Origin of the sequence: Arthrobacter sp. EpRS71, from assembly GCF_001512285.1 — a bacterium.
GTDB lineage: Bacteria > Actinomycetota > Actinomycetes > Actinomycetales > Micrococcaceae > Arthrobacter.
The window spans coordinates 38,494-62,963 of the sequence record NZ_LNUV01000004.1 but is presented as its reverse complement, the minus strand read 5'-3'; the positions used below and the strand labels follow the sequence as shown (position 1 = coordinate 62,963).

The following is a 24,470-nucleotide window of genomic DNA, read 5'->3' as shown; positions in this document are numbered from 1 at the left end:
TCGTCCCGGCCCCTTAGCGGCTGTTGCTTGGCTGGGCGGTTGGTGCGGTGGTGGGTTCCCTGTCTTCCTGGGGGTGCAGGTGGGGACGGAGTGCCGCGAGAGCCTCCGAAGGGGGCAGGGCGTCGTTGGTGACGGTCAGGCCTTGGCCCGGTAATACCAGGGTGGGGTTGCCGTCGGGGTTTTTGCGCGGGGCGCGTTTGCTGGAGACTTTCTTCGATTGCCTCTCCCGATTTCTGGCAGCCTCCACGGCGCGCGCCAGTGAGACCGCTCCCAGGGTGAGGACAAGGCCTGCCACCACCACGACGATGACGGACCGCAACCTGCTGGAGAACTGTTCTGTGGCCTTCTCGGGCGGGGCTACGGCCAAGGCTGTGAACAGGTATCTGTCCGAGGCGCCGTTGATCGTTTGAATGGTCCGGAGGTCTTCCTCCAGGCGCTCGCCCAGCGCTTTGGCGGTGCTGATCGCTTGCGCCTTGTCATCTGATATTCCGGATATGTCGATGAGGAAAGCGTCGGAGGGGCGCTCCACTTTGTAGTCCGTGCTGAGGCCCTGTGCGGCAAGGAAGTCACCTGTGGCGACGTCGTTCAAGCGGGTCACGGCCACTTGGGCTACAAGGGAGGTGTCAGCAGAGCGCAGATAGGGATTGTCTGTGTTGAGCATGCCCAAGGCAGGGTCCTTTTCGATTTGCTCTGCGGTTGGTACTTGGGGGGTGACTATGGCGTACGTGGTCCGTGCTTCGTACGTTCGCGGGGCGTAGGAAAACATGTAGACCGCCGCAACCGCCGTCAGCAACAGGACGGGCAGTACGAAGACCTTGTATCGCCACAGGGTTTTGATTACGGCAACGGGGTCCATGATCTCTCCTTGGGGAGTTGTTTCTTCGTGGTATTCGGCGGATAGGTTTGTTCCGCCGCTGCGGCATGATCGTCGTGGAGATCCAGTTCCCGCCTGACCATGTTCCAGGTTCCTCCGGACAACCCGACGATGAAGGGGTAGGCGAGGGCGAACACCGGAAATGACATGGAATCAAAGGTCAGGGAGCAGATGGCGGCAACGATCCCGGCGGCGGCGACGGCCCCCGCCAGGCAGCGCAGGGCGGGGAGGCGGGACGCACGGGCGGCGAGGAGGGCGGACAGGCCCGGTAATGTCAGGTAGGCGACCATACCCACCAGTCCGACCAGCCCGATGGTGACTGCTGCGTTCAAATATTGGTTGTCAAGGATGTGTATGGCGTTGGTTGGCATGTAGTTGCCTGGGCCGACGCCGAAGAATGGATGCTCGTCCACCATCGCCGCCACCCGTGGATAATTGTTGGTCCGGGTCGAAATCGAGGGATCGTTTTCGCCGGCGGACAACGATGTGGCCAGAGTGCCCACCAGGCCGGGCACGCCAAGGAACAAGATGGCTACGATCACGGGTGCCGCAACAAAAGCCCACCGTCGGGCTATCCGGGGAAGGAAAGGCAGGAAGACAGCCATTCCCGCAAGCAGGCCCAGGACCCCTGAGCGCGAAACTGTCGAGGCGATAGCGAAGACCAATAGCGCTGTGATGGTCCAGTGCACCCATTTTCTGCCCTTGGGGTCGTACAGGCTCCTCCATATGGACAGCGGAAGGAGCATCGCGCAGACAACGGCCATCTCGATTGAATGAAACGTGCTCCCTGATACGCGCATTAATGACCCGCGTATTTGGAAAGTGGTGTTTCCGCCGTTGTTGGTGAATCCGGGCATCGCCATTTGCAGCAGCTGCATGGGATCAACGCGGAAGAAAAATTGAACGGCGGCCACAAGACAACAGAACGCGGCGCCGGCCAAGACCGCCCGGGCCAAGGCCATGGCTGCGTTCAGCGACTTCACCGCCTCTGCGGTCACCAGTATGATTCCTGCACTGGCCAGCAGGAGAATCAGCCATCTGTCGGCTGCGGCGCGTGCGGGGCTTTCGCTTCCCCCGGTGTAGCCGGAGTACATGGCCGCATAGGAAGCGCACGTTCCCACCCAGAGGAGTACCAGGCCCATGCGGCCGGGATGCCTTGTATCCAGAGGGTTGGTCAGGCCAAAGAGGATCGAGCACAGCCAAACCGCCAACAGCAGCAGCGCGATCATGAGCGGGAGTGTCCCTACGGCTCCCAGCGGTTTCAGGACCATGTTGGAAGGAAAAAAGAAGATTCCGAACGCGGCGAACTTCAACAGCAAGGGTACGTGTGCACGGGCCGCTGGTCCCCTGGCATGGAGGTCATCCAGCTCCACAGGAGGCGCCGGGAACTGGACGATTGGGTGATTTTTCGACGTCCTCATGACAGCCCCGGGCTTCCTGATTCGTTGGCGCAGACTGTTTCCAGCACCGTGGCGAAGTTCTCCCGCGAAACTGACCAGTCCAGCCGCCGCCGCTGCGCGATGGCCAATGCGCGGGCGGAAATATCGGGGGCCTCAACAGCTTGTGCAAGCGCTTCGGCCAGCCTGCGGGGGGTCGCCGGTGCCCACACGACGTCGGGATCCTTCATCACCTGTGCGGCAAAGGCAGATTCATTGAGCACAGGAACGTTCCCCGCAGCCAGCAATTCTTCCGGGACGAGGGAAATATTGGTGAAGGAGATGGCAAGTCCGGCGATGGTGCGGTTGTAGAGCTCATTCAACTCAACAGGGCTTAGATTGCCGTGGTTGTTCACGGGGATGGACCAACCCGTGATCCGGTCACCGTAGACGTGTATTTCCTGCTCCGGATGCACGGAGTGGAACTGCTCCAACGCCAGTTTGGCCAGCAGATACCCGCGTCGATCCACGGCACGTTTCGCGTAATAGACAACCCCCTGACGAGGCGGCCTGCTGCCTGGCTCATCCAGCAGCCGATAGGTGGCGGTGTCACAGGCGAAGGGCACGGTCGCGGCGGGCTCCTGGCCTGTTTCAGCCTTCAACACGGCGGTGATCATCTCGCCGAGGGCGATGTTGGTGAACCCCAGCCGGTAGCTGTTCTCTGCGAGCCAATACAGCGTGCCCCGGGGGTAGAAGTATGGCTCGTAGTCCTGGATGAAGTAAAAGCTGTGGATGTCATGGCCCCGCCGGTTCGCTGTCGCATAGGCGGTAGGCCACGAGCTGGCAACCACCGCGTCCATACCATCGAAACCCTCGGTAACACTTCTGATGTGCGCATCGACGTCCGGCCAATACTTGCGGATAACGGGTACGTGCCGGGTAACGTCGTCGCTGTTTTGATCGTAGAGAAACAGTGTGCATCGGTGCCCACGCTCAGCCATGCCTTGGACCATGCGGAAGAAAGTAGTGTGTCCGCCTGAGCCGGGTCCCGGAGGCGTGCAGACCCAACCGACCTCAAGGCGGCCCGTTCTGGGGCGGGGGTTGTCCACAGCGCGTCGCACCTCCACGTCCGCGATGTCTTCGGCCCGAAGGGGCAGCGTAGGCTCAGCAAATGCGACGTTTTCCAGCGCGTGGACGGCTGCCCTCTGCATTACCTTGTTGGCGACCGAACGCCAGCCATGCTGCCTGGCCTGGGTCAGCACGCGCCCCGCGATGCTTCTCACTGGACCTCACCCCGTTCGGTGCCCAGGGACGGGTCCAGGAAGGACCGAAGTGCCCGCCTCCGCACTTCCAGGGGTATCCCGGCCTTGGCCGAAAGCATCACCACATTCTTATTTCCGGGAGCCTCGCTGAGGAGATGTTCGATCTCTCCCTGGCTTAGTGGCGTCTCGGCAGTATGGACAATTCCGCGCATTTCGCTGACGCTGGGGACCAAACCACCAACAACTTCGTCAACGTAAAGGCCATACAGCATCATTTCGGAAAAGTGCAGCTGCCCTCCGATCGCTGTGGGCCAGTCCCGCCCTGTCACGTTTTGGATGTGCTCGAGCATGGTTCTCACCACAGCCGGCTCCCACAGGCACGGCCAGCAAACGTAATCCGCCAAATCGCCCGCCGGAGGGGGCTTGAGGCCAAGGAGCCTGCGTGCAGAAACGTGCCACAGCCTGTGCCGTGGAAGGGTGTCATCAACCGCACCGGGTGCCCGATAAAGGGCAATGCGGCCGTTCTCACGGAACGTACTGAGGCTGGTCTCACGGATGAGAACGCTGTCCGAATCCAGGAGCAGCGCCCCGTCAGCATTGAGCCGTGCGACAACAGCCAGTTTAATGATCTGTTGGGCGATCCAGCCCCGGACCGGCGGCCAAGGCCGCGCAGCATTGATCCACACGTTGAACCCCGGTGCTCTGACGAAAGAACGCGGAAGAAACTCCCGGGCACCGTGCACTTCCGTCCTGCTCCCCCGGAGGCCTGCGAAGGCGTGGAAGTCTTGATCGGGCACGATGATGTGGTGTATGACGCCTGGCCCTGTCATCTCCAGGACCGAGCGGTTCAGGTCCGAGCACAATTCACGGTCGGGCAAGTAGCTCGGCGTGACCACAGCCAGATCGCTACCCGGCGAAGCCCCATCGCCCATGATCAGCGGGTCCGGAATCATGGCTGACCCTCCATCGCGGGCGTGGCTGCCGGAAGAGATCGACCCTCACGAACCAGGCTCCGCATTGTCTGAAACAACAACTTCCCCTGCCGGAACGTCAACAGCACATAGATGGCCCCACCCAAACAGCTCCCCAGCAAGAGACCCATCCAAGGCTCCGTGATGTTCATCGTGGCAAGCCGGGCCAACGATCCCGCCACGGCGGCTGCCAGAAGAGGGGCAATGCTTCCTCGCATCAATTCCCCGGCCCGGACGCCCAGCACTGACGACAGAACCGCCAAGTACAAAGGTATGACCACCAAGAAGGCCACAGCGGCGTGGGCTACGCCGGCACCGGCAATCCCCCACCACTGGATGCCGAAAGACAACGCGGGTATGAGCGCAACAAGCCAAGCAACCTGGACCCAAAAGAGCCACACGGTTCTCCCCGCCCCCACACTTAAGTCGGCAAAGAGTTCCACAAGGATCCGTGCGGCCCCAAAAACACCCAGGGTGGCCAGCGCGATGCCGGCCGGCGCCCATGCCTGCCCGTAAGCGGTGACGATCAGTGGCTGGGACAGCGCGATGATCATCGCCGAAATGGGGAAAGCGCAATACGAAACCCCTGCTATAAACCGCCCGGCCAACGGCCCCAGGGTGCCCTCAGCGAACAGCCTGCCGAAAGTAGGTACCGCGGTTGCGCGAATGACAGCCGTGATCACCGAGCTGGGAAGGCCCGCTAAATTGAAGGCCAACAGGTAAAGACCCAGAGCGGCCGGGTCCAGCAACCGGCCAATCAGAAGATAATCCAAATTGAGGGTGACAAACACCACAAGGTTTGCCATGGCCAACGGCATCCCCAGGCGCAGGACCTCCACGGCCACCGCACGGTCAAAGCCGGGCGCGTACCTCTTGGGCGCAATGATCCAATACCCCACCATGGCGAAAAGCTGGCCACCCACCCGGGACCACGCCAAAGCCATTGCCCCCCAACCATCCAGCGCCATGGGAACAACCAATGCCAACACCACCACTACACTGCCGACGTCAACAACAACGCGCGGTTTCTGCAGGAACTCACGCCACACCATGGTGGACGGAACAGCACCGATCCCTTGGAGCAGAATGGTGAAAGAGAGCACCTGGATCACAGGAGTCGCGGCGGGGTCGTCAAAGGCCGCAGCCAATGCAGGAGCGAAGGCCAAGGCTCCGGCAGTCATCACTGCGCTGGTCACCAAAGATATGGAGAAAACTGTGGGGGCGATCCGGTCCGGATCCCCGTTGCCCCTGGCCAACGCTGCCGTAGCACCCAACTCAGCCATGTTCGTGGCGATGGTTTGAACCACAATAGCTACGGCAAGCGCGCCGAAGTGCTCCGGAGCAATCATCCTGGCCACAATGATGGTGGTGGCAAACTGGACGATCCTGCCCAAGGCCACGTTGACCCCACCCCAGAGCGTGGCGCTCGCTGAGCGTGCGCCAAGAGTGCGGTTTGCGCCGCTGGCCGTCATCATGAAATTCCTGTCATGGCCCACACACGCCAGCGGACCCGATCAAGCTGGCTTCGCACATACTCGGCGGCAGACTGCGCCGGCCCGGGTCTGCCGCCACGGGAGACACGGGTGATCCTGGCCTGAAGCGCGTTCGCCCGATGGATATTCCCGGGGACATCCTGCAAACACTCAATGAACTTGCGCAGTTCAACGGCCGTCTCCAACGAGCCACCACGGGTGACTTCCCTGGCCGCCAGATGCGAGGCTTCCTTGCTGAGCGCACCCTTGGCCCGACGCAACTGGCGTACCCGCTTCTCGGGGGTAATCGGAAACCGTGCGTCTTCGAGAACACGGAAAGCCTCAAGCCGATGCTGGAGGTCCACCGCCGCGGCAGCAAACTCAGTTTGGTGCATGTTGCTTCCATGAACCCGGTAGAACGCCTGCACAGGCCCGTTGATCCGCCCGACATCCCAGGAAGCAGCCGCACGCAACCAGTACTCCAAATCCCCGGAATGCGGCAGCGAAGCACTGTAAGCACCAATGCTCAACACCGTCTCAGTCCGCATCACCACCTCGGGGGAAAGAATGAAGTTCCGGCCACGGGCGCAAGCCAGGGCGATCCACCGGCTGCCCTCCCACACCGTCCACGTGGTGCGCCCACCCAAGGCAACTGGCGGAAGCTGATCCACGAAGTCCTTCGGCAACCCGTAAACCATCCCCACCCTGGGGTTGGCCTCCATCAAGGCCACAGCCCGGCCCAGTGCACCGGGTGCGATCACATCATCGGCGGAAAGCAACGTCACGTAACGGCCCCTGGCCCGTGAAAGCCCGTCATTGTAGGTGGCGATATGCCCCTGGTTCCGCCCATGATGGACCACCGAGATCCGCGGATCCGCAGCGGCGAGCCTCCACGCAATCGCTGCACTGCCATCCGTGGACGCGTCATCGACCACGATCACGTCCACGTCCACGTTCTCCTGCGACAAAGCACTGTTCACAGCTTCGGGCAAGTACCGGCCGTAGTTGTAGCAGGGAATGACCACCGTAACGCCCGGCCTGTTCACCAGAGGCCTTGGCCGCATCACTTTCACTGGACACCCTCCAGTTCCGGACTGTTTCCACGCCGGATCACCCTGGCAGGCACACCTGCCCAGGTTTCATCCTCAGGAACATCGGCCAGGACGGCAGCCCCCATGCCGATGGTCGCTTTCGCGCCAATGCTCAGGCGCTCGCGGACACTGGCGTTCATTCCGAGATAGGCGGCCCGGCCGATGCTGACGTTGCCTCCCAGGGATACGCCGGAAGCCAACGTGGCGTAGTCGCTGATGACGTCGTCGTGGGTGAAAGTGACCCCCGGCATGGCCACAACATGGTGGCCGATGGTCACGGACGCTGTGATGCTCACGTGGGCGAGGATGATGCTTCCCCGTCCAATCACGCAGCCCTCGGGAACGTACACCGACGGGTCCACTGCTGTGGCATAGCGGTCCTCAGCCAGTCCCAAGGCACGGAGCCTCATCACGACGCTTTCCCGGCCGCTCCCTGATCCAATGCAGACCAGCAGCAAAGCGTGCGGGTAATTCATGGCCTCACGGACCGGACCCAGGACATGGGCCCCGTCCACGACACGGCCGAGCTTGTCTTCGTCGTCGTCAAGGATCCCGACGACGTCGAAGGGCCCGCTGCTGCGGACCATGGCAAGTACCTCCCGGGCCAGGCCGCTTGCAGCAATGAGGAGTAGTTCAGTCATGGCTGTCCCGCGGCGCGTAGCACGGAGTCGATGACGCGGACTTGATCGTGCAGTGCCAGCTCGTGGTACAGCGGGAGGATAAGTGTGTGATCCGACAACCATTCAGTAACTCCCAGCTCGGCGGTTCCCGTGTCCGTTCCGGCATATGCGGGTTGCCGATGGGCCGCCATGATCCCGCGACGGGCGGAGATACCGTCCGAGGCCAGATGCGCCATGAGAGCCTCACGTCCCAGAGGAAACGCCGGCCCCACTTCCAGCCAGCACGACTGGAAGTTGCTCATGCCGTACTCCGGATCGCCCACCAGACGGAGTCCCTCCACGCCGGCAAAGGCACTTGCGTAGGTAGCGGCGATTTCCCGCCGCCGGCGGACAGCGGTGTCGAGGCGGCCCAGCTGAACGATTCCGACGGCGGCCTGAAGATCGGTCATGCGGTAGTTGAACCCGATTTCGAGGTACTCCTCCGAGGGGGCGAGCAAGCTGGCGTGCCGGTCAGCGGCTGAAACGCTCATGGCATGTTCGCGGAGCCGCCGTGCCCTGTCAGCGAAGTCCTGACGCGAAGTGGTGAGCATGCCACCCTCACCGGTGGTCAGGATTTTGCGCGGGTGGAAGGACCATGCAGCCAGCTCGGCGTTGGAACCCACAGGTTGTCCGCGGTACCTGGAACCGATCGCGCATGCTGCGTCCTCCACCACTATGATCCCCAAGGGATCGCAGAGAGCCCTGATGGGTTCCACGTCAACCGGGACACCGCCTTGGTCAACGGCAATGACCGCCCGGGTAGCGGGAGTCAGTGCAGCTTTGATGGTTGCCGCGGTGACGCATCCCGTATGAAGATCGACGTCGGCGAAAACCGGCCGTGCGCCCACGTAGGCAGCTGCATTGGCAGTAGCAATAAAGGAAAATGACGGCACCACGACGTCGTCGCCGGCGTGAATGCCGGCGACGACGAGCGCCAAGTGCAATGCCGAGGTGCAGCTCGAGGTTGCCACAGCGAATCCAGCATGTTGAGTGGTGGCGAAGGCGTCCTCGAATTCCCGCACCTTGGGGCCCTGTGCAACCCAACCGGAGGCAATCACCTCAGCAAGGGCTTGTGCCTCTTCCTCGCCGAGCCATGGCTTCATGACATCGATGCGGTCCAGCCGCGTTTCGGAGATGGTCATCGCACACCAACTGCCGGTGCTGTGGGCCGACTTGCGGCAATTTCTTCCCTCAGCGGACTCCACCAGGACACCAGTGAACGCAACCCGTCTTCCAAACCGACTGCAGCCTCAAACCCCAGGTCTTCACGTGCCGCCGTGACATCGGCCAGGCGTCTGGCAACCCCGTTAACAGCCCGTTCCGGACCATGTTCAACGTGGAGAGGTGAGTCCATGACCTTGAGCAGTGTTTGTGCCAGTTCAGCGAGGCTGGTTTCGGTGCCGCTGGCCACGTTATAGGCGCCTTCGCGTACCTTGCTGACGGCGGCGAGGACATTGGCCCTGGCAACATCCGCGGTATGGATGAAGTCCATGGTCTGCTGACCGCTTCCGAAAATCAGAGGGGGCCGGCCATCAACTATCCGCTCCATCCAGCGGACCAGGACTTCGGTGTAGAGGCCGTGCACGTCCATGCGGGGACCGTAAACGTTGAAGTACCTCAGCAGGACGTAGTTCAGCCCTGACATGGCGCGGAAGCTTCTCGCCATACCTTCGTTGAAGGACTTTGCCGCTCCGTAGAAGGTGTCATTGTTGTGGTGGTGGTGGCCTTCCTTGGTGGGGAATTCCTCGGCCATGCCATAAACGGAGGCACTTGATGCTGAGATGATCCTGTCCACTTTGTGAGCCGCGGCCGCCTCGTAGACGTTGAAAGTTCCATCCACCAGTACTTCAAGGGCCAGCCGTGGTTCTTCCGCGCACTGGGTGATGCGGATGGCTGCCTGGTGGAAGACCAGATCCTTGCCCCGGGTGAGGTCGTGGACGAGGTCGCGGTCACGAAGGTCGCCTTCAACCAAGTGCACCCTTTCAGTGGCGAGGGCTTGGTCCAGGTTTGCGCGGCGGCCACGGACAAGGTTGTCCAGGACATCCACGTGCGCCGCGCCGGCGTCGAGCAGTTGGTCAACCAGCGTCGATCCTATGGTCCCGGCGCCGCCGGTCACCAGGACGCGTGCCCCTGGAAGCTCGTTCATCGTGCAACCTGGAGGGAGACTTCATTCCCGGCCACAATGGTGGATTGTCCGTCTGTACTCAGGCTTCGGGTGACGGCTTCGAGGACCGACAAGACCCGGAGCCCGGACTCACCGCTGGTCCGTGGCGTGGTCCGGTTACGGATTGAGGAGGCAAGTTCGCTGACCACCTGGCCCAATGGCTCACGTTCCTGCAGGGCCGGTGACCAGGTGTCCCCTAGCCGGTAGGAGATGGCTGAGGTCTGCTTGTCGGCGGCAGAGCGGGGCTGATGCTCCAGGCTCACGCCACGGTCATACACGCTCAGGCGCTGCTGGGGATTCAGGTCGTCCCATACCAAGGTCCTCTTGGACCCGCCGATGATCATTTGCCTGATTTTGGTGGGGCTGAGCCAGTTCACATGAATATGGACCATGGCATCGTTGGGCAGGCCGAACGTGAGGTGTCCAACGCAGTCCCTACCGGTGCCCAGGGGGTCCGCCCCGTGGGCGGATATTTCCGTGGGGTGCAGGCCGCCGGGGAGGACGAAGTCCAGGATGGACAGGTCGTGCGGGGCCAGGTCCCAGAAGACGTTGACGTCCGGTTGGACCAGGCCAAGGTTGATGCGGACGGAGTCGACATAAAGAATGTCGCCCAGTGCGCCGTCCGCTACCAGTTCCTGGATCTTGAGGACAGCAGGAGTGAAGCAGTAAGTATGGTCCGCCATGAGCACCAATCCCCTGGCCTTTGCTTCTTCCACCATCTCCAGGCCTTTGGTTCGGCTGTCAGCCAACGGTTTCTCCACCAGCACGTGTTTGCCTGCCCGCAGGGCCGTCATCACCACCCCATGGTGGGTATGGGCCGGTGTCGCGACCGCTATGGCGTCCAGGTTGTAGGTGTCCAGAAGCTCGTCCAAGGATTCGACGACGGCCACCCCGCCGACTGTCTCGGCGAGCTTCAGGCCCCGCTCGACGTCGAGGTCGCAGATGGCAACGAGATCCCAGTCCGGGCTGGCTTTGAGGTTCCGGGCAAGATTGGGGCCCCAATACCCCGCTCCCACCACGGCGATGCGGAGCCTGGGCAGTAGCCCGTGGCCGTTCAGTTGTCCTGATGGAATGGTTCGTATGGTCATTTCCCGCTCTGCTTCTGTGATGACAATCCGATTCGTTGGGTGTGCTTCAGCTCTTCGCTAGTAGGCTCCGGTCGGTTGGATCATTGCCCTGAAAGTCCGCCACATGATCATGAGGTCTCCAGCAATGGACCAGTTCTCCACGTAGTAGAGATCCAGCCGAACGGCTTCGTCCCATGGCAGGTCGGATCTTCCATTGATCTGCCATAGCCCGGTGATGCCGGGTTTGATGAGGAGTCTTCGATGCGTGTGACGTTCGTAGCCGCTGACTTCCCGAGCCAGCGGCGGACGCGGGCCCACCAGGCTCATATTGCCCACCAGGACGTTCCAGAACTGGGGAAGCTCATCAAGGGAGTACTTGCGCATCCAGCGTCCGCATCGGGTGATCCGTGGGTCCCCGCGGATCTTGAAAAGGACGCCCGCGCCCTCATCCTGGGTGTTGAGCTCCTCCAGGCGGGATTCGGCGTCCACCACCATGGAACGGAACTTCAGCATGTGGAAGGTGGTTCCTCTCCGGCCAACCCGTTCCTGCCTGAAAAGTACGGGGCCGGGGCTGTCGTAGTGAACTATGGCGGCGAGGAGCAGCAGGATCGGTGACAGGATCAGCAATGCCGACGCTGAGACAGTAAGGTCCATCAACCGCTTAAGCGTGTGCTTCCCCCCGGAGTAGTGCGGAATGTCCACGTGCATCAAAGGAAGTCCCTCAACCGGTCGCCAGTGGATTCGGGGGCCGGCAACGTTGGTCAGGGCGGCTGCAAGGACAAGTTCGGCCGCGTTCTCCTCCAGCCGCCAGCCCAGCTCTTGAATGAACTGGTTTCCCCCGGGCACAGGGCCGGCCACAATCACTGCATTGGCTCCTGTATGCCGGACAGTCCCGGCAATGCCGTAGATCGATGACAGGACAGGAACACGAAGGTGGTCAACCTTCAGGACTGCACCACGCCGGGCGCCCGGGAGGCACGCTCCCAGGATGTGGTAAGCGGTGCCTGACTTTCGATTGATCTGCTTGATGACATACCGGACGTCTTGGGGTTCACCCACCACAATCGCGCGGGAAAGACAGCGGCCACGGGACTTTTCGTGGCTCAACCACCGGCGGAAACTCCATCGGCTGCCGGTCAGCGCCACCAAGCCAAGTGGCAAGGAGACGAGCACGAATGAACTGACCGCATCAAGCCGGAACACCACGGCCACAATGCCCAGGAATCCAAAGACGCGGAAACTGGCTGACAGGACACGCTTGTACTCCTCCGGCCCAACGCCGAGGACTTTGGGATCCCGGGTGCGGTAGACCTCCAGTGACCCCAACCAGAGGAGCCCCAGTATCAAGCCCATCACCACATGGCGTGTGTAACCAGGACTTTCAGCCGACAAGGACAGTCCGTCGGTGTTGAGAACAAAGCCCGCGAAGACCGCGGCGGCTACCAGGGCAGTGTCCGTCATGCGGAGACTGTTGGTCAGTGAGTGCGTCCAATCGGAGCGGCCACGGCGGGCGGGCGCGGTCCGAGGAGCCTTGCGGGTGACTGGCGGCACGAAGTCCAGGGTTACCTCTGACCTTGGTGCCGCCAGTCCCGCCTTTTCAGCCCGTTGTGCAGCAACGGACTTGTCAATCCAGGGAGACGCCGGCGGATTGACGTCGACGATGGCAGTTTTTGCTGGAAAGACTGACTGCGTTGAGGCATGGTCCGCACCCTGGGGTGCTGCTACCTTGCCCGTACGCAAGACTGGAACTTTCACCATGTCAGCCTTCTTTGCAGACCTGTCATTGCCTACTCATCAGTGAACCGGCGACGCTCTGGTGGCGCACCAGTAGTCGGTACTCAAATTTGCACAGGATTACCCATCACCCCTACGTGCGAGTACCTAGCCGGCGGCTGCGGGACTACGTGTTTTTGTACCTGTCCCCGGGGGAAAAAGAGCAGAGTTACGGGCTGGAAACGGCACATGTTTTGCCGGAGAAAGGGCACAAAAAAACCGGCCACCCCAGGGTGGCCGGTTCATCAGGTGTTCAGTCCTCCACGATTTCCAAATCTTCGTCCAGGACGTCGTCTTCCTCTTCCTCGTCATCGAAAACTTGCAGCGGAGTAACCTCGGAGAAGGCCTCGTAGAGCGCATCTTCGTATACTTCGAAGGCATCAGCGACGGCGAAGAATGCCGCCTCGACGTTGGGGTCACCTTCCCCTCGTCGGGCCGATGCGGCAGCCAGATGTTCTTCCAGGGCGGCGGTCAGTGATTGAAGCGCGACACGCGGATCGATGCTCATGACTTCACGTTAGCCGGAAAAAGACGAAAATGGAGAGGGATGAGAGAACAATTTCCGGGCAGCTCCGTTGAGCGCCAAAGAGACTATGCACGTCAGTACGAGTACCTCGTTCTGACGGTGGCCGCTGACGATTCGTTGCCGGAAGCCCGGCGCCGGCTCGCCGAACATTCCGAATACGGCAAGTGGGAGCTCGAGCGCAGTGTGCTCTATCTTGGAGGCGGGCGGCGCTTCTGGTTGCGCCGCAAGGTTTATTCCGTCCAGCGAACCGTCTGACCCCGCCGGCGCCACCTGGCCGGCGTGGAACAGCTAATCCTCCAGAGGTCCCAGCCAGGCACTCGCCACAGTGTTATGGGCGGATTCGTCGTTGGAGGGGTGGAAGATTCCTGCCAGGACATCGCGGTACAGCCGCTCCATCTCAGAACCACGGAAGTAACTGGATCCTCCCGTGACGCGGATCGCCAAGTCCACCACGTGGCGTGCGTTCTCCGTAGCCCGGGACTTGAGTCCTACAAGTTTGGGGAACCACTGTGCGCCGTGGTCCACCAGGTTATCCACGTCCCGGGCCAGCGAAGAAATTTGTGGAGAGATCCCGTCCATCGCCAAGGCAGCATCGGCCACCTTCCAGCGGATATCAGGGTCCTGGGCGTAGCTCCGGCCCCCGTGCTTTGCCGAAACCCTGCGCTTGACGTTGGCCACAGCAAGGGTGAACGCGCGTTCGGCAACTCCCGTGTACACGGCGGCGAGCAAGGTCTCAAAACACGCGAAGATGGCGAAGAACAGCAGATCCTTGCCCGGTCCCACGGGTAGCTTGCGGAAGATCCGCTCGGGCGGGATCACTGCTCCGTGAAGGAGCGTGGTGTTGGACGCGCTGGCCCGCATTCCCAAGGTGTCCCAGTCGCTCAGGGTTTCGTGGCCTGGCTCATCACGCCGGAGAAAACCAAAGACCAGTTCACCCTCGCCGTCCCGGGCGTCAGCATCCTTGCCGAACGTCCCCAGCCGGGTCCAGCCCCGGGAGAGGCTGGTGAAGATTTTCCGGCCGGTGAAGCGGTAGCTTCCGTCAGCCAGCGGCTCGGCAAGCGTGCCGGAATCGAACAGCATGGAATCGTTGCCGGCCTCGGAAATACCGAAAGCGAAGACCTCGCCCTGCCCCGCCTCCTTCACCACGAAATCCAGGGACGAGTCCCCGCGCGCGGCCATGACCTGCGCGACGCCGGTCCATACCAGGTGCATGTTGACGGCCAACGCTGTGGCGGGCGCCGCTGTGGCGAGACGTTGCTGCAAGGCAGCCACCGATTCGAGCCCAAGCCCGAAACCGCCGTCGGCTTCCGGCACGAACAGTTTCAGGTAACCGGCGGCGGCCAGCTCTTCGAGGTCTTCGTGGAAGAACTGGTTATTGTGGTCGTAGCCGGCGGCGCGTCCGCGGAGCCGTTCGAGCAGTTCATCGGGAAGGATCTCTTCGGGACTCACGGCGGGGACCTCCTTGTGCTGTGTAGTTGCTTAACCGTTAGTAATTGCTCAGAAGGGTGTTCAGGACCCGGGCGCCGAACTGGAGGGACTCGGCGGGCACACGCTCGTCAACGCCGTGGAACATCCCCGTGAAGTCGAGCTCCTCGGGCAGCATCAGGGGTGCGAAACCGTAGCCGGTGATTCCGATCTTGCTCAACGACTTATTGTCGGTGCCCCCTGACAGGGTGTAGGGAAGGACTTTGGCGTCGGGGTCTTCGGAGTGCAGTGCATCGATCATCGAATCCACCAGGTTCCCCGCAAAGGGCACCTCCAATGAGACATCCTTGTTGACGTAGCTGATCTCGATGCCCTCGCCGGCGAGTTCCTTGATGGTCTCGAACACCAGTTCCTGCTGGCCCGGGAGCGTGCGGCAGTCGACGAACGCCTCTGCCGACTCCGGAATGACGTTGTGCTTGTAGCCGGAGCGCAGGAACGTGGGGTTGGAGGTGTTTTGCAGGGTGGCACCGACGAACCGGGCAACAGTTCCAAGCTCTTTCAGGAGGATGTCCGGGTTGTCGGCGTCGAACTCGACGCCGGTCAGTTCAGTGACGCCGTCCAGGAACTGCCGGGTGGTGGGTGTCAGTTCCACGGGCCATTTGTGTTCCCCGATCCGCGTGACGGCTGCTGCCAACCGGGTGACAGCGTTGTCAGTATTGATCTGTGAGCCGTGGCCGGCGCGTCCGTGCGCAACCAAACGCAACCATGACAACCCCTTCTCGGCGGTCTGCAGCAGGTAGGTCCGCTGACCACCGATCGTGGCGGAGAAGCCACCTACTTCCGAGATCGCTTCGGTAGCGCCGTCGAAAAGTTCACGTCGGTGCTCGACGGCGTACCTCGCGCCGTAGGTGCCGCCTGCCTCTTCGTCGGCGAAGAATGCAAAAATGATGTCGCGCTTGGGCTTGCGCCCTGTTCTGGCGAAGTTGCGCATGACTGAGAGGATCATGGCGTCCATGTCCTTCATGTCCACGGCTCCGCGACCCCAGACCAGGCCGTCTTTCAGTTCGCCGCTGAAGGGATCAACGCTCCATTGGTCTTTAAGGGCAGGAACAACGTCCAGGTGCCCGTGAACCACCAGAGCGTCGGCCGAGGGATCCTCGCCGGCCATGCGGGTGACAACGTTCGCGCGGCCCGGAGCGGACTCGAAGATCTCGGCTTCGAGTCCCACTTCGGTGATCAGCCCGGCTGTGTACTCTGCTGCTGCACGCTCCCCCGGGCCGGTGTCGTCGCCAAAGTTAGAGGAGTCAATCCGGATGAGCTCCTGGCAGATCCGGACAACTTCGTCTTCGGGGCGGATGACAGACATGGAAACTCTCCTAGCGTGGCTGGGCTGCAGGTCCGGGGGAACGAGGGCTGCGGTCTTCGCGGCGCCTGACGTCCCTTTGTCCATCAGCCTACCTATCAGTGGTCTCCTACGTCCGGACGATGCACTCCGGCGAAGGCCCGGGGACCTGCCGTGATGCCCGGAGCAGTCCCGATTTTTCAGCGACCTGAAACCGTGTTAGAGTTTTTCTCGCTGCTTCGGAGGAAAGTGAAGCGCCGAAAGGTGCAAAAACCAATCTTCTGAACACCACCTGCGCGGGTGGCGGAATGGCAGACGCGCTAGCTTGAGGTGCTAGTCCTCGAAAGGGGGTGGGGGTTCAAGTCCCCCTCCGCGCACCATCGCAAGGCCTGAAATCCAAGGATTTCGGGCCTTGTTTTGTTTGTATGGATTGACGTCGTCCATCACGGTGCGAGCTTCGTCACATCTGTTTCTTCAGTTGTCGTTAACACTGCTTCTTCAGCTGTGCTTAAGGAGGAATGGCGGCGATCACCCGATGGTGGTCGCCGCCATTTCCGTCCCTGACTCAGGTCAAAGCCGCCACAGTTCCGGTGAAGTGACGTCTGCCGCTGCGGGGATTCCACGCGACGTAGTCCGAACGTTCCCAGTTTCCCGAGTCCGCCTGCACCGTGGTGATGTCCAGGGCAACGCGCGCTGGAAGGAAGACTGGCGCTTCGAAAGTAACGTTCCAGGCGAACGATTCCGCTTTGACGGCTCCGACGTCGGCCAGCGCCCGCGAGGCCAGGTACATGCCATGGGCGATGGAGCCGCGCAAACCGAGGGCCTTTGCCGAGAGGACACTCAGGTGAATCGGATTAAAATCCCCGGAAACCGCGGCATAGTTCCGGCCTGCATCCAGATTCAGTTGCCACAATGCGGTGGGATCCGGCGGGACAAATTCACTGGCCCCTGTGGCGCCGTGAGGGCTGCCCGGCTTGTCGATGCCTGGCAGGAAGACGCCTTTGGCCAAGTAGGTGGAGACCCCGCGCCACAGCAGGTCTTCGCTGGAACCGGCCCGGACTTCGGATACTACGTCCAGTTGTGTTCCGGCTCTGTGCCCGGCAAGATTCTCCGCCCAGGATCGGACGTCCAGTTCCTGGTCGAACTGAATGGGCACCAGCTGTTCAATGCGGTTTCTCAGATGGATCATGCCTAGAAGCGGCAGCGGAAAGTCTTCGCGGTTCATGACGCTCATGGACACGGGAAACGCCAGGGAATGCACATAGCCGGCGGGGAGGGTATCGCTGGCTGTCTCCCCTACCAGATGTTGGTAGGCGGTGAGATTTTCGACGTCGGCCCGCACTCCCCTGACTTCGTGGCTGACAGCGGGAAGCCGCTTCTTGCCACTGGATGCTCCCAGGAGCCGACGGCGGGCTGCCGAGGCCGCTGCATTGACATACAGTTTGGAGAGAGAGGGCATCTCGCCCAGGACAACAGCTTGGGAATGGTTCATGCCCCCACCAGTTGTTGCCCGCATACGCGCAATACCTCTCCGGAGATCCCGCCGGCAGAGTCACTTGATAGGAATGCGATGGCCTCGGCCACGTCCTCTGGCCGGCCGCCCTGCTTGAGGGAGTTGAGCCTGCGGGCAGCCTCGCGGATGGCAAAGGGCATCTTGGCAGTCATCTCCGTTTCAATGAAACCCGGGGCTACCGCGTTGATGGTCCCGCCGAAAGGTTCCATCAGCGCGGCCGTTGATCTCACCATGCCGATGACGCCGCCCTTGGATGCGCCGTAGTTGGTTTGCCCCCTGTTGCCGGCAATGCCGCTGGTTGAAGCAACTGAAACAATGCGGGGCGAATCCTTGAAATGCTCCGACGCCAAAAGAGCTTCGTTGATTCGCAGTTGAGCTGCGATGTTGACGGCGATGACTGACTGCCAGCGGCCCTCGTCCATGTTGGCCAGGAGCCTGTCCCGGGTGATTCCTGCATTGTGGACCACGATGTCGAGCCGGCCATGGCGTTCCACTGCGTGTTCGATGATGCGGTGTCCTGCGTCGTCGCGGCTGATATCCAGCTGCAAGGCTGTCCCGCGTACTTCGTTGGCTACAGCTGCCAAGTGATCCCCGGCTGCCGGGATGTCCACGGCCACGATCCTGGCTCCGTCGCGGTGCAGGGTCCGGGCGATCGCAGCACCGATCCCGCGGGCCGCGCCGGTAACAACGGCCACTTTGCCGGCGAGGGGCTTGTCGGCGTCGTGCGGCAAGCTGCCTGACGCTGAGCCGATGGTGAGGAACTGTCCGTCCACGTATGCGGATCGGCCCGAGAGGAAGAACCTCAGGGCGCCCAGCGCTGATGGACTGGTTGTTGCCAGGTGCTCATCCTCGTGCTCGTCCAGGAGAATGCCGTTGGCAGTGGCGCCCGCCCGCAATTCCTTGGCAAGGGAGCGCAACAACCCGTCAATGCCTTGCCGTGCGGCAGCAGTGGCGGGGGTCCGGGCTGACTGTGATGTCCGGGAAATGGTGATGACACGGGCGTTGGGCGATAGGTCCCGCAAGGAAGCACCGGCGGTAAGCACGGGTTTGCCCAGGTCCGCCGGGTGCTGGACGGCATCAAGGACCAGAATAATGGCCCCCAGCTTTTCCTTGGGCAGCGCGTTGCGTCGGACGTCCAAGCCCCATCCGAGCATGGTGGTGGCGAGGTCGTCTGCCCCTGCACTGTCGCCACTGACCAGAACCGGACCGGTAACGAGCGGTGCACCCGGATGGTGACGTCGAAGCACCACGGGCTGAGGCAAGCCGAGCTTCTTGGCGACGTCCTTCCCCAGTCCTTGGCTGACGAGCTGTGTGTACTTATCAGTCATCGCGTTCCCCCTAAGCTGCTTCCAGAATCGCTACGACGCCCTGGCCGCCGGCGGCGCACACTGAAATCAGGCCCCGGGCCGGACGGCCGTCAACCATCCCCTTCTCATGCAGCATTTTTGCAAGAGAGGCAACGATCCTGCCACCTGTTGCGGCAAACGGATGGCCCGCAGCCAGCGAGGATCCATTGATGTTGAGTTTGGCGCGGTCCACCTTTCCCAGCGCGCCACCAAGGCCCAAGCGCGTCCTGCCGAACTCTTCGTCTTCCCACGCCGCCAAGGTGCTGAGCACTGTTCCGGCGAAGGCCTCGTGGATTTCGAAGAAGTCGATGTCCTCGAACGTGAGCCCGTGGCGGGCCAGGAGGCGGGGAACGGCGAAGACCGGTGCCATGAGGAGGCCGTCCTTGCCGTGGACGAAGTCAACGGCAGCCGCTTCGCCATCCAGGACTGTGGCGAGTTTGGGAAGCCCGTGGGCGTCCGCCCATTCTTCTGTTGCCAGGAGGACCGTTGATGCACCATCGGTCAGGGGTGTGGAGTTGCCCGCGGTCATGGTTGCCTCGGAGCCGAGGTTCTTGCCAAAGACCGGTTTGAGGGTGGAGAGCTTCTCCAGAGTGGTGTCGGCGCGCAGGTTTGAATCCTGGTTCAGGCCGCGGTACGGAGTGATGAGGTCATCAAAGAAGCCCCGCTGGTACGCGGACGCCAAGTTGCGGTGGCTGTTGTAGGCAAGCTCGTCCTGGGCTTCCCTGGAGATTTTCCACTGCGCGGTTGTCAGGGCCTGGTGCTCACCCATGGACAGCCCCGTGCGGGGCTCCCCTGTGTTTGGTGCGTCGGGGGCCAGGTCCTTGGGCCGGATCCGGCCGATGATCTTCAGTTTCTGCACCGTGGTCTTTGCCCGGTTCAGGTCCAGCAGGATGTCGCGGAGCCCCTCGCTGACAGCGATCGGGGCATCGGATGCCGAGTCCACCCCGCCGGCGATTCCTGAATCAATCTGGCCCAACTTGATCTTATTGGACAACCCGATGACCGTTTCCAGGCCGGTTGCACAAGCTTGTTGGAGGTCATAAGCCGGCGTTTCCGGAGACAATGCTGAGCCGAGCACGGCCTCGCGGGTGAGGTTGAAGTCCCTAGAGTGCTTGAGCACCGCCCCTGCTGCGACTTCCCCAATGCGTTCGTCCTGAAGCCCGAACCTGGCGATCAAGCCATCCAGTGCCGCCGTGAGCATGTCCTGGTTGGAGGATTTCACGTAGGCGCCGCCTGTCCGTGCGAACGGAATGCGATTGCCGCCCACGATGACCGCGGAGCGCGTTGTTTGAGGGTGGGTAGCCGATTCCAAGGGCCCGTCCGTGGTCACGTCTGCTGCAGCCATGCTTGTCTCCTTCGATCAATGCCAGTTACTGATACCCAGCGTACCTGATACGCTGGGTATCGTGAACAGTCGCCACGAAGTATTCACCAGCACCGCCGATGCCCCGGAAGGGACCGCCACTGCGGTTGTTGACGGACGGGCTGCCCGTTGGCAATCCCACCGGGAGGAACGGCGTCGCGAACTCATCAAAGCGGCGCGCAAGGCCGTCCACCGGCTCGGAAGTGACGCCTCCATGGAGGACATCGCCGGGGTAGCTGGAACCTCCAAGTCGGTCTTCTACCGCTATTTCGGTGACAAGGCCGGTCTTCAGCAGGCAATGGGCGAGGTTGTCCTGGGCCAAATGCAGCGGCGCATGCTCGAGGCCACCCAGCAGGCGCAGACTCCGCGCGAGGGTTTGTTGGCCATGGTTTCCGCCTACCTCCAGATGGCCGAATCCAGCCCCAACGTCTATGCGTTCATCACCCGGCTCAGTCCCGGGGAAGCATCAGCACAGGACGCCATTGCGGCATCGGGCGCGCTGGGCAATTTCTTCGAACAAATCACGGACATGATCGCGACGCCCATGCGGGAACACCTTGGCGACGAGAAGGAAGCGGTGATCGTCTATTGGCCCACCGCGGCCATCGGACTCGTACGGAATGCCGGCGAGATGTGGTTGGGCACCCCCGCCGGGAGCGGGAAGCCCGATCAGGCAACCATGGCCGGACAGATCACCGATTGGCTGTGCCTGGGTATAGCCCCGGCACTCAAGACCACCACCTGACATCAGCAATGACTCATCAGTTATAGGAACCAAAGAAGGAAGCAACATGACTGAAGTAGTGGACCGGGCTTCATCCGCCCAGCAACCCTCCAGCCGCGATGACGCCACCACCGGCGGTGAGCCGGTAGTGGACGTTGCCGCCCTCGGCGGGCAACTCCTTGGAAAATGGGCCCATATCCGCCATGAAGCCCGCAAGGTGGCAGGCAACCCGGCGGTCCAAAAGATAGAAGGTCTGCACCACACCGAGCACCGGGCCCGGGTTTTTGAGCAGTTGAAGTTCCTGGTGGACAACAACACTGTCCACCGTGCCTTCCCCACCCGTCTGGGAGGTTCTGACGACCACGGCGGCAACATCGCCGGCTTTGAAGAGATTGTCACCGCCGATCCGTCCCTTCAGATCAAGGCAGGCGTGCAGTGGGGCCTGTTCGGCTCGGCAGTGATGCACCTCGGCACGGAGGAGCATCAGGACAAGTGGCTCCCGGGGATCATGAGCCTGGAAATTCCCGGTTGCTTTGCCATGACCGAAACCGGCCATGGCTCCGATGTGGCCAGCATTGCAACCACAGCCACGTACGACGAAGCCAGCCAGGAATTCGTCATCAACACCCCCTTCCGTGCGGCATGGAAGGACTACATCGGCAACGCAGCCAACGACGGCCTTGCCGCTGTGGTGTTTGCGCAACTGATCACCAAAAACGTCAATCACGGTGTTCACGCTTTCTATGTGGAACTCCGCGATCCTGCCACCAAGGAATTCCTCCCGGGGATCGGCGGCGAAGATGATGGCATCAAGGGTGGATTGAACGGCATCGACAACGGACGGTTGCACTTCACCGAGGTCCGGATCCCCCGCACGAACCTGCTGAACCGCTACGGTGACGTGGCCGTGGACGGCACCTACTCCTCCACCATTGAGAGCCCGGGGCGCCGTTTCTTCACGATGCTTGGAACACTGGTCCAGGGGCGAGTTTCGCTCGACGGTGCCGCAGTGGCTGCGAGCAAGGTGGCACTGAAGACGGCCATCCAGTACGCCACGGAACGCCGCCAGTTCAACGCTTCTTCCAGCACGGATGAAGAAGTACTTTTGGACTACCAGCGGCACCAGCGCCGCTTGTTTACCCGGCTGGCAACCACGTACGCAGCCAGCTTTGCGCACGAGCAGCTACTGCAGAAATTCGACGACGTCTTCTCCGGCGCGCACGACACCGATGCCGACCGTCAAGACCTGGAAACGTTGGCTGCCGCGCTCAAGCCGCTCAGTACATGGCATGCCCTGGACACACTGCAGGAGTGCCGGGAAGCCTGTGGCGGTGCAGGTTTCCTGATGGAGAACCGTTTTGCTTCGCTGCGTGCGGACCTTGACGTCTATGTGACCTTTGAAGGCGACAACACCGTCCTGTTGCAGTTGGTGGCCAAGCGGCTGCTGGCAGACTATGCCAAGGAATTCCGCAGCGCGGACTTTGGCGTCCTGGCCCGCTACGTGGTTGATCAGGCAGCCGGTGTGGCTCTGCATCGAACAGGCCTGCGGCAAGTGGCCCAGTTTGTCGCCGATACCGGTTCAGTTCAGAAAGCGGCGCTGGCCTTGCGGGACGAGGAAGGCCAGCGCACCCTCCTGGCCGACCGCGTGCAGTCAATGGTGGCCGAGGTCGGCGCCGCGCTGAAGGGGGCCAACAAGCTTCCCCAGCACCAGGCCGCCGCGCTCTTCAACCAGCACCAACATGAACTCATCGAAGCTGCCCAGGCGCACGCTGAGCTTCTTCAGTGGGAGGCCTTCACCGAGGCCCTCGCGCAGGTTACGGATGAGGGAACGAAGCGGGTCCTGACCTGGCTTCGAGACTTGTTCGGTTTGTCCCTGATTGAGAAGCACCTGTCCTGGTACCTCATGAACGGCCGCCTGTCGATGCAGCGTGGCCGCACTGTAGGCACGTACATCAACCGCCTGCTGGTAAAGATCCGCCCGCACGCGGTGGACCTCGTGGACGCCTTTGGCTACGGCCCTGAGCACCTCCGTGCCTCCATTGCCACCGGTGCGGAAGCTACCCGGCAGGATGCTGCACGCGAACACTTCCGCGAGCAGCGTGCCAGCGGAAGCGCGCCTGCAGACGAAAAGACGCTCCTTGCGCAGAAGGCCAACACGTCGCGTTAGCACTCCACCGCTGCCAGACGGTGAACAGTCGCGGAACTCTGGTCAAGCACGACGGCGCCGTCCCCACCAAAGGGGGCGGCGCCGTCGTCGTTTGGGCTGCTGTCAGAACATCAAGCGTGAGGTCAGCGAAGAACTGAGCGGTAGACCTCAAGCGTTGTTTCCGTGATGGACTCCCAGGAGAAATGCTCTTCTGCCCGGCGCCGACCTGCCTTGCCCATGTCGCGGGCGCGTGCCGGATCGGCAACAACCTCGTTGAGGGCAGCAGCGAAATCGCTGACGAACTTCTCCGGATCCAAGGGAGTACCAGTTCCGTCGGTGACCTGTTCCAGCTGCACCAGCAACCCGGTCTCGCCGTGCTGGACAACTTCCGGGATGCCTCCGGTGGCACTGGCCACCACGGCGGCACCGCACGCCATGGCCTCGAGGTTCACGATGCCCAAAGGCTCGTAAATCGACGGGCAGGCGAAGGCCGTGGCATGGCTGAGAACCTGGATGAGCTCCTTCCGGGGAAGCATCCGTTCGATAAGGATGACGCCCTCCCGCTTGGCCTGCAGTTCCTCAATGAGGCGTGCGGTTTCAGCGGCGAGTTCCGGAGTGTCCGCAGCCCCGAGGCAGAGGACCAACTGGACGTTCCCGGGCAGGCTTGACGCGGCACGGAGCAGGTACGGCACACCTTTCTGACGGGTGTTACGGCCAACGAACACCACGCTGGGCTTGGCGGGATCGATGCCCAGCGCGCGGATGGCATCGTCCTCCTCGTCACGTTCCCAGAGTGAGACATCGATGCCGTTGTGGACCACACGGACCTTGTCCGGATCCACGCTGGGGTAGCTGCGGAGGATGTCCTGGCGCATGCCATCGGAGACGGCAATGATCGCCGCGGCTGCCTCGTAGGCTGTCTTCTCAACCCAGGAGGACAACGCGTAACCGCCCCCAAGCTGTTCAGCCTTCCATGGGCGCAGGGGCTCAAGGCTGTGCGCGCTGAGCACGTGCGGAATGCCGTGCAGCAACGAGGCGAGGTGGCCGGCCATGTTGGCGTACCAGGTGTGCGAGTGGACAACGTCCGCTCCCGCAATGTCCGGAACAATCCTCAAGTCCACGCCGAGGGTCTGGATGGCGGCGTTGGCATCGCCGAGGTCTTCGGGCGTGGCGTAGGACGCCACCGTAGCCCCGTGGTAGTCGGCATCACGGGGCGCTCCAAACGCCCGGACGTGAAGGTCGACGTGCTTTGCCAGCACCCGGCTGAGCTCGGCAACGTGGACACCGGCACCGCCATAAATTTCCGGAGGGAATTCTTTAGTCACAATGTCTATTCGCACGCTAACCAACGTAGTCGTTCCGGCGTATGTGTTCTA

21 protein-coding genes and 1 tRNA gene are annotated in these 24,470 nt (G+C 62.0%); 4 read left to right on the top strand and 18 right to left on the bottom strand.

Annotation, left to right across the window (positions count from 1 at the left end; all coding sequences use genetic code 11):
* Positions 1 to 13: 13 nt before the first annotated feature.
* From AR689_RS07680 to AR689_RS07625, 12 genes are all read right to left on the bottom strand, one after another.
* Positions 14 to 856: a YveK family protein gene (locus AR689_RS07680; protein ID WP_062068789.1), complete on the bottom strand. Its 843-nt coding sequence runs from the start codon at positions 854 to 856 to the stop codon at positions 14 to 16.
* The gene (locus tag AR689_RS07675) at positions 838 to 2,295 is read right to left on the bottom strand and encodes an O-antigen ligase family protein (RefSeq protein WP_082697841.1); all 1,458 of its coding nucleotides are present in this window, start codon (positions 2,293 to 2,295) and stop codon (positions 838 to 840) included. The genes AR689_RS07680 and AR689_RS07675 overlap by 19 nt, the downstream gene beginning before the upstream one ends.
* The gene (locus AR689_RS07670) at positions 2,292 to 3,533 is read right to left on the bottom strand and encodes a glycosyltransferase family protein (protein ID WP_062068787.1); all 1,242 of its coding nucleotides are present in this window, start codon (positions 3,531 to 3,533) and stop codon (positions 2,292 to 2,294) included. The genes AR689_RS07675 and AR689_RS07670 overlap by 4 nt, the downstream gene beginning before the upstream one ends.
* Positions 3,530 to 4,465 (bottom strand): DUF6492 family protein, encoded by a 936-nt coding sequence (locus AR689_RS07665; RefSeq protein WP_231745466.1) that lies wholly within the window; start codon positions 4,463 to 4,465, stop codon positions 3,530 to 3,532. Before AR689_RS07665 ends, AR689_RS07670 begins: the two co-directional genes overlap by 4 nt.
* On the bottom strand, positions 4,462 to 5,958 hold the full coding sequence (locus AR689_RS07660; protein ID WP_082697840.1) for an oligosaccharide flippase family protein: 1,497 nt from the start codon (positions 5,956 to 5,958) through the stop codon (positions 4,462 to 4,464). Before AR689_RS07660 ends, AR689_RS07665 begins: the two co-directional genes overlap by 4 nt.
* Complete coding sequence (locus tag AR689_RS07655; protein WP_197412835.1) at positions 5,955 to 7,001, bottom strand: glycosyltransferase family 2 protein; 1,047 nt, start codon at positions 6,999 to 7,001, stop codon at positions 5,955 to 5,957. Before AR689_RS07655 ends, AR689_RS07660 begins: the two co-directional genes overlap by 4 nt.
* A gap of 23 nt (positions 7,002 to 7,024) precedes the next feature.
* Complete coding sequence (locus AR689_RS07650) at positions 7,025 to 7,687, bottom strand: acetyltransferase (protein ID WP_062068781.1); 663 nt, start codon at positions 7,685 to 7,687, stop codon at positions 7,025 to 7,027.
* Positions 7,684 to 8,847, bottom strand: coding sequence for a DegT/DnrJ/EryC1/StrS family aminotransferase (locus AR689_RS07645; RefSeq protein ID WP_062068779.1), 1,164 nt, complete (start codon positions 8,845 to 8,847; stop codon positions 7,684 to 7,686). The genes AR689_RS07650 and AR689_RS07645 overlap by 4 nt, the downstream gene beginning before the upstream one ends.
* A complete protein-coding gene (locus AR689_RS07640) occupies positions 8,844 to 9,851 on the bottom strand; it encodes an NAD-dependent epimerase/dehydratase family protein (protein ID WP_062068777.1) in 1,008 nt (335 codons plus the stop codon). The genes AR689_RS07645 and AR689_RS07640 overlap by 4 nt, the downstream gene beginning before the upstream one ends.
* A complete protein-coding gene (locus AR689_RS07635) occupies positions 9,848 to 10,957 on the bottom strand; it encodes a Gfo/Idh/MocA family protein (protein WP_062068775.1) in 1,110 nt (369 codons plus the stop codon). Before AR689_RS07635 ends, AR689_RS07640 begins: the two co-directional genes overlap by 4 nt.
* 57 nt (positions 10,958 to 11,014) lie before the next feature.
* The gene (locus tag AR689_RS07630) at positions 11,015 to 12,694 is read right to left on the bottom strand and encodes a sugar transferase (protein ID WP_062068773.1); all 1,680 of its coding nucleotides are present in this window, start codon (positions 12,692 to 12,694) and stop codon (positions 11,015 to 11,017) included.
* Positions 12,695 to 12,962: 268 nt separating this feature from the next.
* Positions 12,963 to 13,217, bottom strand: coding sequence for a hypothetical protein (locus AR689_RS07625; protein WP_062068771.1), 255 nt, complete (start codon positions 13,215 to 13,217; stop codon positions 12,963 to 12,965).
* Positions 13,218 to 13,256: 39 nt separating this feature from the next.
* On the opposite strand from AR689_RS07625, the gene AR689_RS07620 reads away from it, so the two are divergent.
* Positions 13,257 to 13,490: a DUF5703 family protein gene (locus AR689_RS07620; protein WP_062068769.1), complete on the top strand. Its 234-nt coding sequence runs from the start codon at positions 13,257 to 13,259 to the stop codon at positions 13,488 to 13,490.
* Between the two features lie 33 nt (positions 13,491 to 13,523).
* On the opposite strand, the gene AR689_RS07615 is transcribed toward AR689_RS07620, so the two are convergent.
* Both AR689_RS07615 and AR689_RS07610 read right to left on the bottom strand, forming a co-directional pair.
* Positions 13,524 to 14,684 carry an acyl-CoA dehydrogenase family protein gene (locus tag AR689_RS07615; protein WP_062068767.1) on the bottom strand — a complete coding sequence of 387 codons (1,161 nt, stop codon included), beginning with the start codon at positions 14,682 to 14,684 and terminating at the stop codon, positions 13,524 to 13,526.
* 37 nt (positions 14,685 to 14,721) lie between these two features.
* Positions 14,722 to 16,026: a M20/M25/M40 family metallo-hydrolase gene (locus tag AR689_RS07610; protein ID WP_062068765.1), complete on the bottom strand. Its 1,305-nt coding sequence runs from the start codon at positions 16,024 to 16,026 to the stop codon at positions 14,722 to 14,724.
* A gap of 270 nt (positions 16,027 to 16,296) precedes the next feature.
* Here AR689_RS07610 and AR689_RS07605 point away from each other — a divergent pair.
* A tRNA-Leu gene (locus AR689_RS07605) sits at positions 16,297 to 16,382 on the top strand.
* A 185-nt stretch (positions 16,383 to 16,567) separates the two neighbouring features.
* On the opposite strand, the gene AR689_RS07600 is transcribed toward AR689_RS07605, so the two are convergent.
* The 3 genes from AR689_RS07600 to AR689_RS07590 are packed head-to-tail and all read right to left on the bottom strand — an operon-like array spanning position 16,568 to position 20,206.
* Positions 16,568 to 17,494: a MaoC/PaaZ C-terminal domain-containing protein gene (locus tag AR689_RS07600; RefSeq protein ID WP_062068763.1), complete on the bottom strand. Its 927-nt coding sequence runs from the start codon at positions 17,492 to 17,494 to the stop codon at positions 16,568 to 16,570.
* Positions 17,491 to 18,843 carry a 3-oxoacyl-ACP reductase gene (locus tag AR689_RS07595; RefSeq protein ID WP_062068761.1) on the bottom strand — a complete coding sequence of 451 codons (1,353 nt, stop codon included), beginning with the start codon at positions 18,841 to 18,843 and terminating at the stop codon, positions 17,491 to 17,493. Before AR689_RS07595 ends, AR689_RS07600 begins: the two co-directional genes overlap by 4 nt.
* Positions 18,844 to 18,853: 10 nt before the next feature.
* A complete protein-coding gene (locus AR689_RS07590; RefSeq protein WP_062068759.1) occupies positions 18,854 to 20,206 on the bottom strand; it encodes an acetyl-CoA C-acetyltransferase in 1,353 nt (450 codons plus the stop codon).
* Between AR689_RS07590 and AR689_RS07585 the strand changes: the two genes are divergently transcribed.
* Both AR689_RS07585 and AR689_RS07580 read left to right on the top strand, forming a co-directional pair.
* On the top strand, positions 20,205 to 20,969 hold the full coding sequence (locus AR689_RS07585; RefSeq protein WP_156424564.1) for a TetR/AcrR family transcriptional regulator: 765 nt from the start codon (positions 20,205 to 20,207) through the stop codon (positions 20,967 to 20,969). The genes AR689_RS07590 and AR689_RS07585 overlap by 2 nt on opposite strands.
* Before the next feature lie 46 nt (positions 20,970 to 21,015).
* Positions 21,016 to 23,115 (top strand): acyl-CoA dehydrogenase family protein, encoded by a 2,100-nt coding sequence (locus tag AR689_RS07580; protein ID WP_062068757.1) that lies wholly within the window; start codon positions 21,016 to 21,018, stop codon positions 23,113 to 23,115.
* A 122-nt stretch (positions 23,116 to 23,237) separates the two neighbouring features.
* On the opposite strand, the gene glgA is transcribed toward AR689_RS07580, so the two are convergent.
* On the bottom strand, positions 23,238 to 24,434 hold the full coding sequence (glgA, locus tag AR689_RS07575) for a glycogen synthase (protein ID WP_062068755.1): 1,197 nt from the start codon (positions 24,432 to 24,434) through the stop codon (positions 23,238 to 23,240).
* Positions 24,435 to 24,470: the final 36 nt, after the last annotated feature.